Genomic DNA, 17,182 nt, shown 5'->3' with positions numbered 1-17,182 from the left:
ACTTATTGTTCTTATTAAATAAAAAAAAGAAGACCAGTGGTGATAAGCATATTGATCAGCTGGCAAACATTGTAGGGCCAAACGAAATTCTCTATAAAAAAGAAGATCTTTTATCCTATGACTGTGATGGATTTGTGATTGAAAAGGCTCTCCCAAAAGCAGTTGTCTTTCCAAAAAATACAGAAGAAGTTGCCTCTTTAGTTAAATACTGTTCCGCAAATCAGCTCCCGTTCCTGGCAAGAGGTGCCGGCACTGGTTTAAGTGGAGGAGCCATACCCCTGAATGAAGAAGTGATTATCAGTTTGGTAAAGATGAAAAAACTGATCAGTGTAGATTATGAGAACAGGCAGGCGGTTGTTCAGCCAGGGTTTGTGAATTTAAAATTGACAAACTCAATTTCTGACAAGGGTTACTATTATGCACCGGATCCATCAAGTCAATATGTGTGCACAATCGGTGGGAATGTTGCCGAAAATGCTGGAGGAGCTCATTGCTTGAAATATGGTGTAACCACCAACCACATATTAGGACTTGAAGTAGTGCTTCCAAATGGTGAAATCATTGAGATTAGCGAAAATGGGGTCCCTGACAGTCCGGGTTATGACTTACTTGGGCTGCTAACGGGCTCGGAAGGAACACTTGGAATTGTTACAAAGATCACGGTGCGCATTTTAAAAAACCCACAGGGGAAGCAAACCGTACTCGCCTATTTTGACGATATTGAGGACGGAAGTCACGCTGTATCAGATATTGTTTCAGCAGGTATCGTTCCCGCTGCACTTGAGATGATGGACAAAGTCGCGATTGAAGGCGTAGAAGCTGGTTCCTTTCCGGTAGGCCATCCCAAGGATATCGAAGCATTATTACTCATTGAGGTTGATGGAATTAGTGCTGGTATAGAGGAGCAAATCGATGAAATATTGAAGGTTTGTCACAAAAGGAACGTAAGAGAAGTAAAGGTAGCTCAAAGTGAGGAGGAAAGAGGTGCCTGGTGGGCTAATCGAAAAACAGGTTTTGGGGCGATGGGGGCCATATCACCAGATTACCTAGTACAGGATGGGGTGATCCCTAGGAGTACATTACCTAAAGTGTTAAGCAATATTTCGGAAATCAGTCAAGAGTACGGGTTAAGAATTGCTAACATTTTTCATGCCGGGGATGGAAATCTTCACCCTTTAATATTATTTGATGCAAGGGTTCCAGGTGAAACTGAGAAAGCCTTGAAAGCCGGCACTGCTTGTTTGAAAGCCTGTGCTGATGTTGGTGGCTCTATTACGGGAGAACATGGTGTAGGCATCGAGAAGAAAGAAGAAATGCGATTTATTTTCTCCGATGAAGAATTAGATGCACAAACCCAAATTAGGGAAGTATTTAATCCGGAAAATCTACTAAATCAAGGAAAGCTGTTCCCTACACCAAGCCGTTGTATGGATGTGAAAAAAATTGTGAAAGACACGGTGGCCCATTAGCCAAATGAATAAAATGTGAGGAGTGGAAGGATGAAATTTGCAAGATTTAATTATAATCATTCAGAATATTATGGGGTTGTCACGGAGAAAGGGATAAAGGCTGTCAAAGGAAATATTTTTGCTGAATGGGAGTTTACGGAAGATACTTTTTCATCGGATGAGATTGAACTTTTAGCGCCCGTCCTCCCAAGTAAAGTCATTGGAATTGGAGCCAACTACGTGGGGCGTAAGGAGGATCTTCCTGAATCAGTACCAGATCTTCCCGTATTCTTTTTCAAGCCTGATTCTTCCGTTATAGGTCCGGGAAAGGAAGTGGTCATACCCCATTCAATCGATGAAATAAAGTTTGAATCTGAGTTAGCTGTTGTGATTGGTAAGGAAGCAAGGAATCTTTCTAAAGAGGAGGTTCTTGATCATGTTTTCGGATATACAGTAGGAAATGATATAACAGCCCCGCAATTTTTTCATGATGATGGCCATTGGACAGTAGGAAAGTCCTTTGATACATTTACACCGCTTGGCCCAGTAATCGAAACGGAACTTGATCCTTTGAATATTAATGTGAAAGCTGACATCAATGGAATAGAAAAACAAAACAGCCCTACGGAACATATGATTGTGCCATTGAAGGAAATGATTGCTTATTTGTCTACTGTAATGACTTTGAACCCTGGAGATGTCATTTTAACGGGTAGTCCACAAGGCGCCCATTTTATCAAAGACGGGGATGTTATGGAATGTAAGATTGATGAAATCGGTACTCTAAAGAATACACCGGTCAGAGCACAATCTCTAATAAATTCCTAATCAACTATAGTCTCATCAATTCTTTTGTTTACCTGCACGAATTACGATAAATAAATACCGTTATAAAAAAAGCATAGCGTCACCTTACACGCTATGCTTTTTTACAATATGTTGCCGGTCAGGCTGTTCTCAAAGAATCTAATACATATAAAGCACTCACTCAAACAATGAAAATAGCTCCGGTGGTGTATTGAAGATAGAATCAATTAGGAGGGAAATATTAAATGAGTACAGGTGTATTAGCTTTATTATCCATATTGCCGATAGTAGCTGTAGGGATTTTTCTCGTAGGCCTTAAGTGGCCAGCTAGCAAGGCCATGCCTATTTCCTACATTGTTGCCGTTGTATTAGCCTTATTTGTATGGCAAGTACCAGGTGCTGTAGTTGCTGCAGCATCAATTAACGGATTAGTCGTAGCAGCCACACTCCTATTTATTATTTTCGGTGCCATTCTATTATTAAATACATTGCAAGAGAGCGGTGGGATTAAGACAATTCGTAAAGGCTTTACTGATATTTCTCCTGATAGACGAATTCAGGTGATTATTATTGCATGGCTATTCGGATCCTTTATAGAAGGGTCAGCTGGTTTCGGTACACCTGCTGCTGTGGCTGTTCCTTTGCTTGTCGGCTTAGGTTTTCCGGCGATGGCTGCCGTAGTAGCGGGGATGGTTATTCAGAGTACACCCGTTTCATTTGGGGCAGTGGGAACTCCAGTACTCGTTGGCATTCAGTCAGGTCTGGCGGCAGATGCAAGTATAACAGACAATTTTATTACACTTGTAACAATGATAGGCGGAAGGGTAGCTATTGTTCATGCCATTGTTGGAACACTGATCCCACTATTTGTTGTCGCGTTAATGACAAGGTTTTTTGGTAAAAATAAATCATTCAGTGAAGGTATAAAAGTATGGAAATTCGCTCTATTTGCGGCCTTTTCCATGACCATTCCTTATGTTATCGTTGCAAATTTATTAGGCCCAGAATTTCCATCTATGATCGGTGGGTTAGTAGGGTTGATCATTGTGGTTTCAGCGGCTAAAAAAGGCTTTTTAATGCCTCCCAAAGGGGAACATTGGGATTTTGAAGAAAAGTCAAAATGGGACCCTGAGTGGACAGGAAGCATAGAAATAAAGGATATCTCTCATAAAAGTGGGAATATGTCGATGGTTCGAGCATGGACCCCATACATCTTGGTTGGAGTGTTTTTAGTTTTAACTAGATTGGAAGCGCTGCCATTTCTTGAATTGGTTAAAGCATGGACAGTTTCCATTCCGAACATTTTTGGAACAGATATTTCAGCTAGTTTTCAACCGCTTTATTCACCTGGATCAGTTTTTATTCTCGTTTCGCTTATAACATTTTTTATTCATCAAATGGATGTTACTCCATATAAACGTGCATGGTCGCATTCTGCCAAAACAATGATTGCCGCTTCAACAGCACTGGTCTTCACCGTTCCAATGGTTCAAGTATTTCTTAATTCAGATGGGGGAGCTGCGGGGTTTGAAGGTATGCCTATTGAATTGGCAAATGGTGTTGCAGCGTTAACAGGGGATTTCTGGCCGCTATTTTCTCCATTAGTTGGCGGAGTAGGAGCATTTATAGCTGGAAGTAATACCATTAGTAACATGATGTTTTCATTGTTCCAGTACGATGTGGGAGCACAAATTGGTGTGGATCCGTCTTGGATTGTTGCTTTACAAGCAGTTGGCGGGGCTGCGGGAAATATGATTTGTGTTCATAATGTCGTAGCTGCATCTGCTGTGGTAGGTTTAGTTGGAAAAGAAGGAGATATCATCAGAAAAACTCTTATACCATTTGTTTATTATGTAACGATGGCGGGGGCCCTCGGTTATTCTATTGTATGGACAGCTGAAAAAGGGTTGTTTAATGTTGGGACGGTCATTGTGTCGGCCATAGGCATCCTTGCAATTTATATCATTGCTACAAATCGCAAGCGAAATAATTTAGTACCTGTTGAAAAGCCATTCAAGTCTGTAAAGTAAGAGGTGTATTGAACTCACATCAAAGGGTGAATGTGCTTGACAGCTTTTTAATTAGCCAAGATTTGAAAAAAATGGGGCTGGGACATAACTAGCCTGAAATAATAAAAAAGGTTCCGATCATCGGTTTTTGATGATCGGAACCTTTTTTTATTGAATGAGGAAAGTTATTGGCCTTACTCTGCTGCCTTTGAGCGGTGTACTTTCTCAAGTTCACCGCCATGAAGGCAAATCCTAATTCATTCTTCACACTCTCCTGACCCCTTACGGACATTCGAGTGAAACGCAAATTAGCCTTCAGAAATCCAAAAAATGGTTCTACATCGACTTTACGTTTACCATAAAGTTCGCCCATTTTCTCTTCTGAAAGCAGTTCTCTGACCATATGTTTTTGTTCTTCCCATTTTTCATTGTAATAGATCTTGCGATTGTTGCCTTCTTTAGCCTTGGTACATTGACTACGGAGAGGGCAACCGGAACAGTCTTCACACTCGTACACCTTAAACTTCCGGACAAAGCCATAACGATCAGTCTTGTGGGAAAAATACCGGAACGTCAGTTGTTTTCCGTTCGGACAAATGAATGCATCATCTTCTTCGCTGTACTCCCAATTGGCTGAATGAAATGCCTTCTTTTTAAAACTTTTCTTCTTCTCTTTGCGGTACGTATTGTACGTGATCAATGGCGTGCGCTTGCGATTCTCCTGGACTTCTTCATAATTTTCTTCGCTTCCATACCCACTATCGGCGACAAGATGATCGGGTAGTTCAAAGAAGTGTTGTTCGATGTGATCCAGGAAAGGAAGGAACGTGCGCGTATCCGTTGGGTTCGGAAAAACATCATAAGCGAGCGCATATTGGCCTTCGGTCGCCACCTGTATATTATAACCGGCTTTCAGTTGCCCGTTCTTCATATAATCATCTTTCATTCGCATAAACGTGGCGTCATGGTCGGTCTTGGAATAACTGTTTCGTTCTCCAAAGATTTCCGTGTCGCTTTCGTATTTCTGCTTGCGCGCCGCAAAATCCTGAAACTGTTTATGGGATTGCTTTGGCTCTTTGCGCTCGGAACGAAGTTGTTTCCGTTCGCTCACTTCTTCGCTCTCTTCGATTTTCTGGCTCCATTCTTCGACCTTTTCTTCCAACCTTTCAGCTATATCTGTAAGCTCTTTGACCGATAATTCTTCCGGATTTTCCCGTACGATTTCTGGGATGATTTCCTTTTCAACCAATTCATCATACATGCGGTTGGACTTTTCGATCAGATTGGCGTTGTAATTTTCCACAGCCTTACGCCAGACAAATGTAAACTTATTGGCATTGGCTTCAATCTTGGTTCCATCGATGAAAATCGCTTCGTCATCAATCAACTCTTCCTGAACAAGTTGGCAACGGAACTGGACAAAGCACTCACGGAGGAGGGCTTGCACGTCGGGGTGGACACGGAATCGATTAATGGTTCGATAGCTCGGTTCATAACCTTGAGCTAACCACATCATGCGGACACTATCTTGGAGAAGCGCTTCGATTTTCCTTCCGGAGAAAACCGATTGCGTGTAGGCGCATACAATGATTTTCATCATCATTCGGGGATGGTAAGCCGGACAGCCCGTCTTCCGTAAGAAAGCAGCGAAGGCTTCGTTTGGAATCTGTTCGACTAGATCGTGGACGGCATAGGCGATATCATTTTCTTGGAGTTTCATTTCTAAATCCAGGGGCAAAATCACTTGATTCATGTTATACTGTTTAAACATAAGGACACCTCCGATGGTTATTGTGTGGTAACTATAATTTTATCAGAGTGTGTCCTTATTTTGTTTTCAAAATAGAATTTATTTAGATTAAAATAAAAGAGTAGCCCGCCGAACAAAAACTTTGTTCGGCGGGCTACTCTTCGTTTAGGAGACTGGGTTTTGTCCCACCCTCATTTTTTGAATGAAATAAGAAGTTTACCTTAGCACAGTCTGATCAAGTTTCAATAAACAGAGCTTTACTAATAAGTCTGTACAAAAAGACCGTCATCTTCCAGCCACTCGGCTAAAAAAATAACCTTGTAATCAGAAATACCTTGGGAGAAGAGTTGTGATTTTAACCAGGACTCATCGAAACTTAAGTCTTTCAGTTCATCCCATAGCACTTCACCGTCTCGTATAAGAGTGACAGGCACATAGACGGGTTTGAGGGGAAGGTTGAAATCTTCTTGAGTCGTTTTTTGGTACTTTGTCTTTTTCAGGATGCTAATCGCCCCGTTCGCCTCTAAATAGCAAAAAGCAACCTCCCGAATCGAAAAGGTTTCACTTTGCCTGAGTAAGCTTTGCAGCTGGTTGATATTCATTCGATTTTTTCTTAATTCTTCCCGATCAACTGTCCCATTTTTTATAAGTGCAGACGGCTTCCCTTCAAAAATACCTCGAAACAGGAGAAATTTTTGGCCAAGATATTCAACTGCAAACAGTAAGACGGTCCATAATAGCATGGAATATACAATATAAAAGACACCGATTTTGTGATCGTATAACGCGTTTCCTAGTAATTCTCCTAGTACGATAGAGGCAATAAAAGTGAAGGGGTAATTTGGTTGATAATTTTCTTTCCAACGAACTTAATGATTATAAAAAGCAGGAAAAAACCAATGATAAGTTCAAAGGTTAGATAGATGACTTTCATTTAGGATACTCCAATCTAATCTAAGATAACTATTGATGCAGAAGGGCGATTAACTGAGTCATTTGGCAATATCAATTATGGGAATCCAGTTAATGTTTCTAAAGCAAAACAAATCTAGGGAAAGATAAAATGGACTGACTGAATAAATCCACCTGTTTCTTGATGAAATGCTTTTGCAAGATGGGTATGTAAAGAGGGTTTGCTCCCCTCTTGTAAATCTGAATGCATTTTAGGTGTTTGGTGAATTAGGGGCGTCCTCGTAAGGCTGTTCAGTATCCTTGCCTTTTTCATCATGGGTTGGATGCGCGCCAGGAACTTGTCTTGGCATATCCTGGTGAAGATTTCGGTTCTCATAGGCAGAATTACTATAATACTGTTGATCTTCATCCCATGGTGTTTCTTTATTTTCCACGGGTTCTGTTTCCCCTACAGGAGATCCATAGGGTCCTTCAGCAAACTCTTCTGCTGTAAGGAAGTTATGCTGGGTTTCTACATTCGAAAAATCAGTATATTGTCTTTTCTTACGCGCCATTGTAACACCTCAAATCATTCGATTTACTGTATAGTGTTGCCATGATTGATGATTTTATTATGGTTATAATGTACTGCAAATAGGGCGAATCGATGTACATATGGCAAAGTCTCAGAATAAGATATGAATGATAGGTATGAAGCAGTTTAACATGAACTGCTAAAGCCTTTTCATCTTTACTATGTTATGAGAGGGAGCTAATTGTGGAAAATGAACTGATGCAGCAGGTTCTTCTGTTTGCTACCGTCATTAGTCCATTTGTATTTGGGGTTATAGAAGTCGTAAAAAAGGCATTTCGGATCCCTAAAAATTATATTCCACTAATAAGCATGGGAATTGGATTATTGGCAGGTGTTGCCGCGTTCCCATTCACGGATATGGAAATTATGCTTAGAGCGTGGGCCGGTGTTGGAGCCGGATTGTCTGGAACTGGCTTGTTTGAAATCGTAAATAAACGAGAAGGTTTTTCAAAGCAAGAAAATAGCGAGGAGTAACTACGATCACCCGCAAAGATGCGAGTGATTTTTTTCTGGAAAAAATAAATTATAGTCCGAATTATGCAAAGTTTAAGTCAAATAACAGCTGGTTAGGTAAGAATCTCTGAAAGTTTTGACAGAATGTGTCAGAAATTTGTCAGAATCATTCAAAGTACGGGTAGAATACATAGCAAAAAAATTAGAATTCATAACAACGAAAAAAACCTTACAAGACTGGGCCTTAGAGATAAATAAGAAAAAAACTAAAGAGATAAATATGTCGGAATCCTTTTCATAGCTTGGATGTAAACGCTTCCCATTATAATTGAATAATCAAATAAGTCAGAAAACTTTCCGAAAACCTGTTGACCTTCTTCGAAAATGGAGTTAAAGTAGTCCTCAATCAACTTCATCGCTTTCTTTACTAACCAAATGAGTGCGTCTAGTTGATCATGTAGAAGACCGACCTTTGGACCCTGAAAATTGTAGTATTTTTCCTTACACAGGGTCCCCCATAATATTTTGAATCTTTATTAATTTTAAACATGACTATGTTAAAGAAAGGAGTGCTTAGAATGAGCAGCCAGTGGATTTATTTAAGTGGCGAATATGTCGATAAAAGTGAAGCCGTTGTTTCCGTTTACGATCATGGTTTCCTTTATGGAGATGGGGTGTTCGAAGGTATTCGTGTTTACGGCGGCAACATTTTTAAACTGGAAGAACATTTAAATCGTCTCTATGATTCAGCAAAGTCCATCATGCTTCACATTCCATATGAAAAGGAGGAGCTTGAGCAGATTATTGCTGAAACAGTCCGCAAAAACCAGCTTGAAACTGCCTACATTCGTGTAGTTGTTTCAAGAGGCGCAGGCAACCTTGGCTTAGATCCAGCCAGTTGTTCAGAGCCGCGTGTGGTTGTCATTGCTGAAGCACTTGCTTTATTTCCTAAAGAACTATATGAACGAGGAGTACGGCTGGCATCCGCATCAAGCAGGAGAAACAGACCCGATATACTTCCTCCCCAAGTGAAATCATTAAATTATTTAAACAATATTTTAGTAAAAATGGAAGCCAATCAAGCAGGTGTGGATGAGGCGTTGATGCTTAACGATCAGGGATATGTAACTGAGGGATCAGCAGATAACATTTTTATCGTAAAAAACGGAACGATTTATACTCCTCCGGTTTATCTCGGTGCCCTAGAAGGAATTACCCGCAATGCGATTATCGATCTTGCGAAGGAAAAAGGGTATGAAATGAAACAGGAACCGTTCACAAGACACGATGTGTATGTGGCAGATGAAGTCTTTTTAACAGGAACAGCAGCTGAAGTGATTGCTGTAGTTGAAGTCGATCAGCGGCAGGTTGGAGATGGAAAGCCTGGAGTCGTTACGAGTCACTTACTTTCAGAGTTTAGAAAAATTACAACAACGGATGGAATGCAAGTGTATCCATCTAAAGACAAAGTGCAAGTAAGTTAGAATTTGTTGAATGACAATTAAATCATATAACTCTAAGACAGGAATAAAGGAATAAGAGAATGCCTTTCCAGAGAGCCGGGGTTGCTGGAAGCCCGGAATTGCAGCTTATTCCGACATCATCCTTGAGTGTCCCAACTGAACGATTCGCTTTCAAGTAGGTGGGATCAGGTGTACCAAAGCACCTGTTATCAAAATGCGAGCCTAAATTTTTATGGCTCACTGAGGCGTACTTATGTACGTAAATGAGGGTGGTACCGTGGAACAATGAAGACCTTTTCGCCCCTCTTTCTTTCTACAAGCATGTGTAGAAGATACGAGGGATGAAAAGGTCTTTTTATATGTCAATTTAGGAGGGATAAAAATTTATGAAGGCTGAAGCAACTCAAAAAATGAAGACAGCACCACGCACGGGGGCGGATTTGTTGGTGGATTCATTGATTGATCAAGGTGTTGACACATTATTTGGATATCCAGGAGGAGCGGTACTCCCGATTTATGACGCGATTTACCGAGCAGGAGAATCATTTGATCATATTTTGCCGCGGCATGAGCAAGGTGCGATTCATGCAGCTGAAGGTTACGCGAGAGTATCGGGGAGACCAGGCGTCGTGATCGGCACCTCAGGGCCCGGGGCAACAAACTTAATTACAGGTATTGCAGACGCAATGATGGACTCCTTGCCTGTAGTCATTTTCACCGGGCAAGTAGCAAAGGGAGTCATCGGCACAGATGCTTTTCAAGAGTCAGATGTGATGGGAATCACGACACCGATTACGAAGCACAACTATCAGGTCCAGCAAATTGAAGACCTTCCTAGGGTCGTAAAGGAAGCCTTTCATATAGCAACAACGGGGCGGCCGGGTCCAGTAGTTGTCGATATCCCAAAAGATATTTCATCAACCGTACACGAATCAGAAGTGGATTCAAGTTTTCATTTACCGGGCTACCAGCCGACGGTGAAGCCTAATCCGCTTCAAATTAAGAAGTTGCATGAGGCGCTATTACAAGCGAAGAAACCGGTTGTATTAGCCGGTGCGGGTGTGATCCATGCAAAAGGATCGAAAGAACTTAAACAGTTTGTTCAAACCTATGAATTACCTGTGGCAACAACATTACTGGGATTAGGAAGCTTCCCGGGCAGTGACCGTCTCTCGATAGGTATGGCAGGGATGCATGGAACATATACAGCAAATATGGCGCTGTATGAAAGTGATCTCCTAATTAATATTGGAGCACGGTTTGACGACAGACTGACAGGAAACCTGCAGCATTTTGCCCCGAAAGCGAAAATAGCTCATGTGGATATTGATCCGGCAGAAATCGGTAAGAATGTTTCAACAGATATTCCGATCGTTTCAGATGCAAAAGCGGCTTTAGAAGCATTAAATCAATTTGCTTCAGATCAGCTTGATCACCGTGAATGGCTTGAAACCACTCAAAAAAATAAAGGGGAATTTCCTTTATGGCATGTTGATTACGAGGCGGAAATTTCACCACAGTGGTTAATGAAGAAAGTTCATGAATATACAAACGGTGATTCGATTGTGACGACCGATGTCGGACAGCATCAAATGTGGGCAGCTCAGTACTATAGCTTTCACCAGCCCAATCGCTGGGTAACTTCAGGGGGCTTGGAACGATGGGCTTTGGCTTCCCGGCGGCGATTGGCGCACAGATAGCTGATCCCGAGGCAAAGGTAATAGCTATTGTTGGTGATGGTGGGTTTCAGATGACGATGCAGGAACTTTCCCTTCTTCAGGAAAGGAAGCTGCCAGTAAAAGTTGTCATCGTTAATAATCAAGCTTTAGGTATGGTAAGGCAATGGCAGGAAAGTTTTTATGATAAACGCTATTCTCATTCCTTGATCGAAACACAGCCGGATTTCGTAAAGCTTGCTGAAAGTTATCAAATTCCAGGCTATCGATTTGATTCTACAGCACAACTGGAGGAGCTCCTCCCAACCGTTTTAAACGATCCTCATCCAGCAGTGATTGACTGTCGAGTGATGCAGGAAGAAAACGTCTATCCAATGATTGCACCAGGAAAAGGGCTGCATGAAATGATCGGGGTGAAACGATGAAACGTATTGTCACAGCAATCGTTCACAATCGAAGCGGTGTACTAAATCGAGTGACAGGGTTGCTTGCGAAGCGGCAATTTAATATCGAAAGCATTTCCGTTGGGCGCACCGAGACAGAAGGCGTATCAAAAATGACCTTCGTTGTAGATGTTGAAGATGAACGAAAACTTGAACAGCTGACGAAACAACTTAACAAACAAGTCGATGTATTAAAAGTTTCGGATATTTCGGAAAAAGCAATCGTGGCTCGAGAGTTAGCGATGGTGAAAGTTATTAGCAACCCGCAGATTCGAAGTGAAATTCAAAGTATTATTGAGCCGTTTCGAGCTACAGTCATTGATGTAAGCAGAGAAAGTATGACCATCCAAGTCACTGGAAACTCAGATAAAGTCGATGCACTGATTGATTTGCTCCGGCCTTATGGCATTAAGGAGCTGGCAAGAACAGGATTAACAGCCTTTACAAGAGGCCATCAAAAACAAGTAGCAGAGATTAAGTCTTACTCTTTACTAAAATAAAAATTGGAAGGATGATTAAAAATGGCAGAAGTTTACTATCACAATGATATCAAAGATGAGGTACTGAAAAACAAAAAGGTTGCGGTTATAGGTTATGGTTCTCAAGGTCACGCTCACGCACGAAACCTGAAGGACAGCGGTTATAACGTTGTAGTTGGATTGAGAAAAGGGAAGTCTTGGGATCAAGCAGTAGACGATGGAGTCGATGTTAAAAATGTTGCCGATGCAGTTGCTGAGGCAGATGTGGTCATGGTATTGCTTCCAGATGAACATCAACCAAAAGTTTATCAGGAACACATCAAACCGAACCTTAAAGCGGGAGCAGCACTTGCTTTTGCTCATGGATTCAATGTTCATTTTAATCAAGTAGTAGCACCAGACAATGTGGATGTATTTCTTGTAGCTCCAAAGGGTCCAGGACATCTAGTACGACGCACATTTGAAGAAGGTGCTGGCGTACCATCCCTGTTCGGTGTTGAGCAGGATGTAACAGGCTCAGCCCGTGAAGTGGCTCTAGCTTATGCAAAAGGAATTGGCAGTGGCCGTGCGGGTGTGCTTGAAACCACTTTCCAAGAAGAAACAGAAACAGATCTGTTCGGTGAGCAAGCTGTTCTATGTGGAGGTCTTACAAGTCTCGTCAAGTCCGGCTTTGAAACACTTACAGAAGCGGGGTATCAGCCAGAAGTTGCTTACTTCGAATGCATGCACGAGCTGAAGCTGATCGTTGACCTTATGTATGAAGGCGGACTCGAAGGCATGCGTTATTCTATCTCTGACACAGCTCAATGGGGTGATTTCGTATCTGGACCACGCGTTGTAAACGAAGATACGAAGGCACGTATGAAAGAGGTGCTGTCAGATATCCAAACAGGGAAGTTTGCTAAAGGATGGATCCTAGAGAACCAGGCGAATCGTCCAGAATTTAATGCTATAAATGCCCGTGAAAACAAACATCAGATCGAGGAGGTAGGGAAAGAGTTACGAGAATTAATGCCATTTGTTAAGAAATCTCAATCTAAAGAAAAGGAAGTGGTCACACATGGCTCACGTTAACGTATTCGATACAACGCTAAGAGATGGGGAACAATCTGCTGGCGTCAATTTGAATCGTTTAGAAAAGGTTGAGATTGCCAAACAATTGGAACGCTTAGGTGTAGATATTATGGAAGCGGGATTTCCCGCTTCCTCACAAGAAGATTTTGAAGCGGTTAAGGAAATTGCCAACACTGTCCGTAACTGCTCCGTAACTGCACTGGCCCGAACATTTAAAAGTGATATTGATACAGCCTGGGAAGCGTTAAAAGGTGGCGCAGAGCCGAGGCTGCACATTTTTCTGGCGACTTCACCGATTCATATGACCCACAAGTTGAGAAAGACACCAGAGGAAGTGGTGGCAACAGCAGTAGAAATGGTTGCTTATGCTAAAGAAAAGTTCCCGTATGTACAATGGTCGGCTGAAGATGCCACTCGGTCTGATTATGATTTTCTCGCTCATATCATTGAAAAGGTAATTGATGCAGGTGCTGACGTAATCAACCTTCCAGATACAGTGGGCTATGCAACGCCCGAGGAATACGCTGAACTTTTTAAATACGTGAAACAGAATGTAAGGAATATCGATCAAGTTACGCTTTCGGCTCATTGTCATGATGATCTGGGAATGGCGGTCAGTAACTCGCTAGCTGCAATCAAAGCTGGGGTTGGCCAAATCGAAGGTACCATCAATGGAATTGGTGAACGTGCCGGTAATGCGTCACTCGAGGAAATTGCCGTGGCTCTTGAGATCCGAAAAGACCGATACACTTATCAAACAGGAATGGTCTTAAATGAAATTAAAAGAACGAGTGATCTCGTTAGCAAATTGACTGGGATGCAAGTACCGGGTAATAAAGCGGTTGTTGGGCGAAATGCATTTGCCCATGAGTCTGGCATTCATCAGGATGGGGTTTTGAAGGAAGCGACCACTTACGAAATCATTACACCGAAAATGGTTGGTATCGATTCCAACAACCTCGTACTAGGGAAACATTCCGGACGTCACGCCTTTATGCAAAAAGCAGAATCGTTCGGCTTTCAATTATCTGAATCTAAACTAAAAGAAGCGTTTCACACTTTTAAAGATTTGACTGGTAAGAAAAAAGAAGTGACAGATGCTGATTTGTTTGCCATTCTTACCGATAAGCAAACCGAAAATGAAGAAGTTTCGAAATACGAATTAAAAGCATTTCAAGTCCAGTATGGAAGTGTCAATCGCCCAACTGCTACGATTTTGCTTACACGACCTGATGGGAAAGAAGCTGAGAAGGCGAGTACTGGCCAAGGAAGTGTCGAAGCCATTTATAATACGCTTGATGAGCTGTTAGATGAGGAAGTTCATTTGCAAGATTATCAGTTGAGTTCAATTGGTAAGGGGAGAGATGCTCTCGCCGAAGTTTATGTACAATTGACTGTTAACGGGCATAAGGCTTCAGGCCGCGGGTCGGCTCAAGATGTGTTGGAAGCTTCAGCGCATGCGTTTTTAAACGCAGTAAACCGAACACTGTATAGTCATCAAGTTGAGCGAGTGAAAAAAGTCCAATAAATAGGAGGGGATTTGTATGAAAAAGCATATCGTACTGCTGCCTGGGGACGGAATTGGCCCTGAAGTAACGAAAGCTGCTAAAGGTGTTCTTGAAACAACTGCAGAACAGTTTGGTCATAGCTTCACATTTGAAACTCATGATATTGGCGGGGCAGCTATTGACAACCAGGGCACCCCTCTTCCGGAAGATACAGTTGCAGCTTGTAAGAAAGCGGATGGGATCTTACTCGGAGCCGTTGGTGGTCCAAAGTGGGATCAACTTCCCAGTCATATGCGCCCTGAAAAAGGGTTGCTAGGGATTCGTAAACAGCTCGGATTGTTCGCAAATCTTAGACCTGTAAAAGGTTTTAAACCTCTATTACATGCATCTCCTTTGAAGGAGGAGGTTGTCGCTGGCAGTGATTTGCTTATTGTTAGGGAACTGACAGGCGGACTTTATTTCGGTGAACCTCGTGAACGAAGAAACAACGGGGCTGAAGTAGTCGATACACTGGCCTATACGCGAGCTGAAATGGAACGAATCATCGACAAGGCTTTTCAAAGTGCTCAAGTTCGACGTAACCATCTGACTTCAGTTGATAAAGCCAATGTGCTTGAATCAAGTCGTATGTGGAGAGAAGTGGTCGAGGAAAAGAAACAAGATTATCCTGATGTCCATGTTGAGCACATGCTTGTTGATGCTGCAGCGATGAAGCTTGTCACTAATCCGGCTTATTTTGATGTCATTGTTACAGAGAATATGTTCGGTGATATTTTAAGTGACGAGGCTTCTGTTCTAACTGGTTCGCTTGGGATGCTGCCTTCAGCAAGTATCCGCCAAGATGGGCTTGGTTTATATGAGCCAGTTCATGGATCGGCCCCAGATATTGCAGGTCAGGATAAAGCAAACCCACTTGCCGCCATTTTATCAGCGGCAATGATGCTTCGACATTCTTTCCAAATGAACAACGAAGCGGAACTGATTGAGTCTGCCGTTAACAAAGTATTAGAAGAGAAGTATCATACAGCGGATCTGAAACTGACAGATGGGGTGAAAGTCAGTGGCAGTACGCTTGCGAAAAAAGTATCTGAACAAATGAGTTCACATGATACTACTGAAAACATCATGTGGTGCTATGCATAAGTAGGGGAAGGAGAGAGACGCATATGGGGCAACCGAAGACAATTATTGAAAAAATATGGGATCAGCATGTGGTGCATCAGGAACATGGAAAGCCGGACTTAATCTATATTGATTTGCATTTGGTTCATGAAGTGACTTCTCCCCAAGCATTTGAAGGTCTGCGAATGAGTGATCGTAAGGTCCGCAGACCAGATCGAACGTATGCCACGATGGATCATAATGTGCCTACGGTTCATCGTAACGTCATTAAAGATGCCGTGGCGCAAAAACAAATGGAAACATTGAGAGAAAACTGTGAGGAATTTGATATCCGTCTAGCGGATATCAATCATCCTGATCAAGGAATTGTTCACGTGATTGGACCGGAGCTTGGGCTAACCCAGCCTGGTAAAACGATCGTATGCGGCGACAGCCATACATCTACACATGGGGCTTTTGGAGCGCTAGCATTTGGGATCGGCACGAGTGAGGTGGAACATGTTTTGGCTACCCAATCCCTTTGGCAAGCCTCCCCTAAAACATTAGAGGTGAAGGTGGACGGCGTTCTTGGAACTGGGGTGACAGCGAAGGATCTCATTCTGTCGATTATAGCCAAATTTGGTGTTCGCTTCGGTACAGGATATGTTATTGAATATACAGGTGAGGCCATTCACAATTTGTCAATGGAAGAACGGATGACGATTTGTAACATGTCCATTGAAGCTGGAGCCAGGGCAGGTTTGATCAGTCCAGATGAAACTACAGTAGATTATTTAAAAGGGAAACGTTATGTACCTGAAGATGAGGAGTTTGAAGCTCTTGCTGAGGAATGGAGAGCATTGGCCTCTGATCCGGATGCAACGTATGACGCGTCTGTTGAGATTAATGCATCAGAGGTAGAACCTCAAGTCACTTGGGGGACGAATCCCTCTCAGTGTGTTCCTGTCGGGGCCTCTACTCCTGATCCATCTGTAATTGACGATGCTCAGGAACAGGACAGTATAGATCGGGCTCTTGATTACATGGGACTCGAGGCTAATCAGGCTATCCAGTCGATCCCAGTTGAGCATGTATTCATAGGGTCTTGCACCAATTCAAGATTGAGTGATTTAAGAAAAGCTGCACAGATTGTCAAGGGTGGCAAAGTGAACGAAAATGTTAGAGCAATGGTTGTACCCGGATCGAAAACAGTGAAGGATCAAGCCGAAGCGGAAGGACTTGATACCATTTTCCTCACCGCTGGATTTGAGTGGCGGGATGCGGGATGCAGTATGTGTCTGGCAATGAATGACGATATTGTACCACCTGGTGAGCGCTGTGCATCGACTTCAAACCGTAACTTTGAAGGGCGGCAAGGAAATGGGGCACGCACACACCTTGTTAGTCCCGAAATGGCGGCAGCCGCTGCGCTTGAAGGCTATTTTGTCGATGTAAGAAAATATGCTGCAACGGTAGGAGGGTAAT

The 17,182-nt window shown here is 42.5% G+C and carries 12 protein-coding genes and 2 pseudogenes; 11 read left to right on the top strand and 3 right to left on the bottom strand.

The window, feature by feature from the left end; genetic code table 11:
• Window positions 1-5: 5 nt before the first annotated feature.
• From MUO15_RS06210 to MUO15_RS06200, 3 genes are all read left to right on the top strand, one after another.
• Window positions 6-1,469: an FAD-linked oxidase C-terminal domain-containing protein gene (locus MUO15_RS06210; RefSeq protein ID WP_245034418.1), complete on the top strand. Its 1,464-nt coding sequence runs from the start codon at window positions 6-8 to the stop codon at window positions 1,467-1,469.
• A 30-nt stretch (window positions 1,470-1,499) separates the two neighbouring features.
• A complete protein-coding gene (locus MUO15_RS06205; RefSeq protein ID WP_245034416.1) occupies window positions 1,500-2,276 on the top strand; it encodes a fumarylacetoacetate hydrolase family protein in 777 nt (258 codons plus the stop codon).
• Window positions 2,277-2,500: 224 nt separating this feature from the next.
• Window positions 2,501-4,285, top strand: coding sequence for an L-lactate permease (locus tag MUO15_RS06200; RefSeq protein WP_245034414.1), 1,785 nt, complete (start codon window positions 2,501-2,503; stop codon window positions 4,283-4,285).
• Between the two features lie 88 nt (window positions 4,286-4,373).
• On the opposite strand, the gene MUO15_RS06195 is transcribed toward MUO15_RS06200, so the two are convergent.
• The 3 genes and pseudogenes from MUO15_RS06195 to MUO15_RS06185 form a co-directional block, all read right to left on the bottom strand.
• Window positions 4,374-6,035, bottom strand: a complete 1,662-nt coding sequence (locus tag MUO15_RS06195) for an IS1182 family transposase (RefSeq protein WP_245029576.1) — start codon at window positions 6,033-6,035, stop codon at window positions 4,374-4,376.
• Window positions 6,036-6,274: 239 nt separating this feature from the next.
• A pseudogene (locus MUO15_RS06190) lies at window positions 6,275-6,948 on the bottom strand (DUF421 domain-containing protein).
• Between the two features lie 229 nt (window positions 6,949-7,177).
• Window positions 7,178-7,480 carry a hypothetical protein gene (locus MUO15_RS06185; RefSeq protein WP_245034412.1) on the bottom strand — a complete coding sequence of 101 codons (303 nt, stop codon included), beginning with the start codon at window positions 7,478-7,480 and terminating at the stop codon, window positions 7,178-7,180.
• Window positions 7,481-7,698: 218 nt separating this feature from the next.
• On the opposite strand from MUO15_RS06185, the gene MUO15_RS06180 reads away from it, so the two are divergent.
• The 8 genes and pseudogenes from MUO15_RS06180 to leuC all read left to right on the top strand — a co-directional run bounded on the left by MUO15_RS06180 (window position 7,699) and on the right by leuC (window position 17,181).
• The gene (locus MUO15_RS06180; protein WP_245035878.1) at window positions 7,699-7,974 is read left to right on the top strand and encodes a holin; all 276 of its coding nucleotides are present in this window, start codon (window positions 7,699-7,701) and stop codon (window positions 7,972-7,974) included.
• Between the two features lie 557 nt (window positions 7,975-8,531).
• On the top strand, window positions 8,532-9,437 hold the full coding sequence (gene ilvE / locus MUO15_RS06175; RefSeq protein ID WP_245034410.1) for a branched-chain-amino-acid transaminase: 906 nt from the start codon (window positions 8,532-8,534) through the stop codon (window positions 9,435-9,437).
• Window positions 9,438-9,802: 365 nt separating this feature from the next.
• Window positions 9,803-11,517, top strand: a pseudogene (ilvB, locus tag MUO15_RS06170) (biosynthetic-type acetolactate synthase large subunit).
• Window positions 11,514-12,035 (top strand): acetolactate synthase small subunit, encoded by a 522-nt coding sequence (gene ilvN, locus MUO15_RS06165; protein ID WP_244752530.1) that lies wholly within the window; start codon window positions 11,514-11,516, stop codon window positions 12,033-12,035. Before ilvB ends, ilvN begins: the two are co-directional and overlap by 4 nt.
• 21 nt (window positions 12,036-12,056) lie before the next feature.
• Window positions 12,057-13,088, top strand: coding sequence for a ketol-acid reductoisomerase (gene ilvC, locus MUO15_RS06160; RefSeq protein ID WP_245034408.1), 1,032 nt, complete (start codon window positions 12,057-12,059; stop codon window positions 13,086-13,088).
• Window positions 13,075-14,616, top strand: coding sequence for a 2-isopropylmalate synthase (locus tag MUO15_RS06155; protein WP_245034406.1), 1,542 nt, complete (start codon window positions 13,075-13,077; stop codon window positions 14,614-14,616). Before ilvC ends, MUO15_RS06155 begins: the two co-directional genes overlap by 14 nt.
• Window positions 14,617-14,632: 16 nt before the next feature.
• Window positions 14,633-15,739, top strand: a complete 1,107-nt coding sequence (leuB, locus tag MUO15_RS06150) for a 3-isopropylmalate dehydrogenase (protein ID WP_245034404.1) — start codon at window positions 14,633-14,635, stop codon at window positions 15,737-15,739.
• Between the two features lie 23 nt (window positions 15,740-15,762).
• Window positions 15,763-17,181, top strand: a complete 1,419-nt coding sequence (gene leuC, locus MUO15_RS06145) for a 3-isopropylmalate dehydratase large subunit (RefSeq protein ID WP_245034401.1) — start codon at window positions 15,763-15,765, stop codon at window positions 17,179-17,181.
• Window position 17,182: the final 1 nt, after the last annotated feature.

The sequence above is a fragment of the Halobacillus amylolyticus genome (assembly GCF_022921115.1).
Classification (GTDB): Bacteria; Bacillota; Bacilli; order Bacillales; family Halobacillaceae; genus Halobacillus_A; species Halobacillus_A amylolyticus.
The sequence above is the reverse complement of the archived record's forward strand: the minus strand, read 5'-3'. Positions and strand labels throughout refer to the sequence as shown.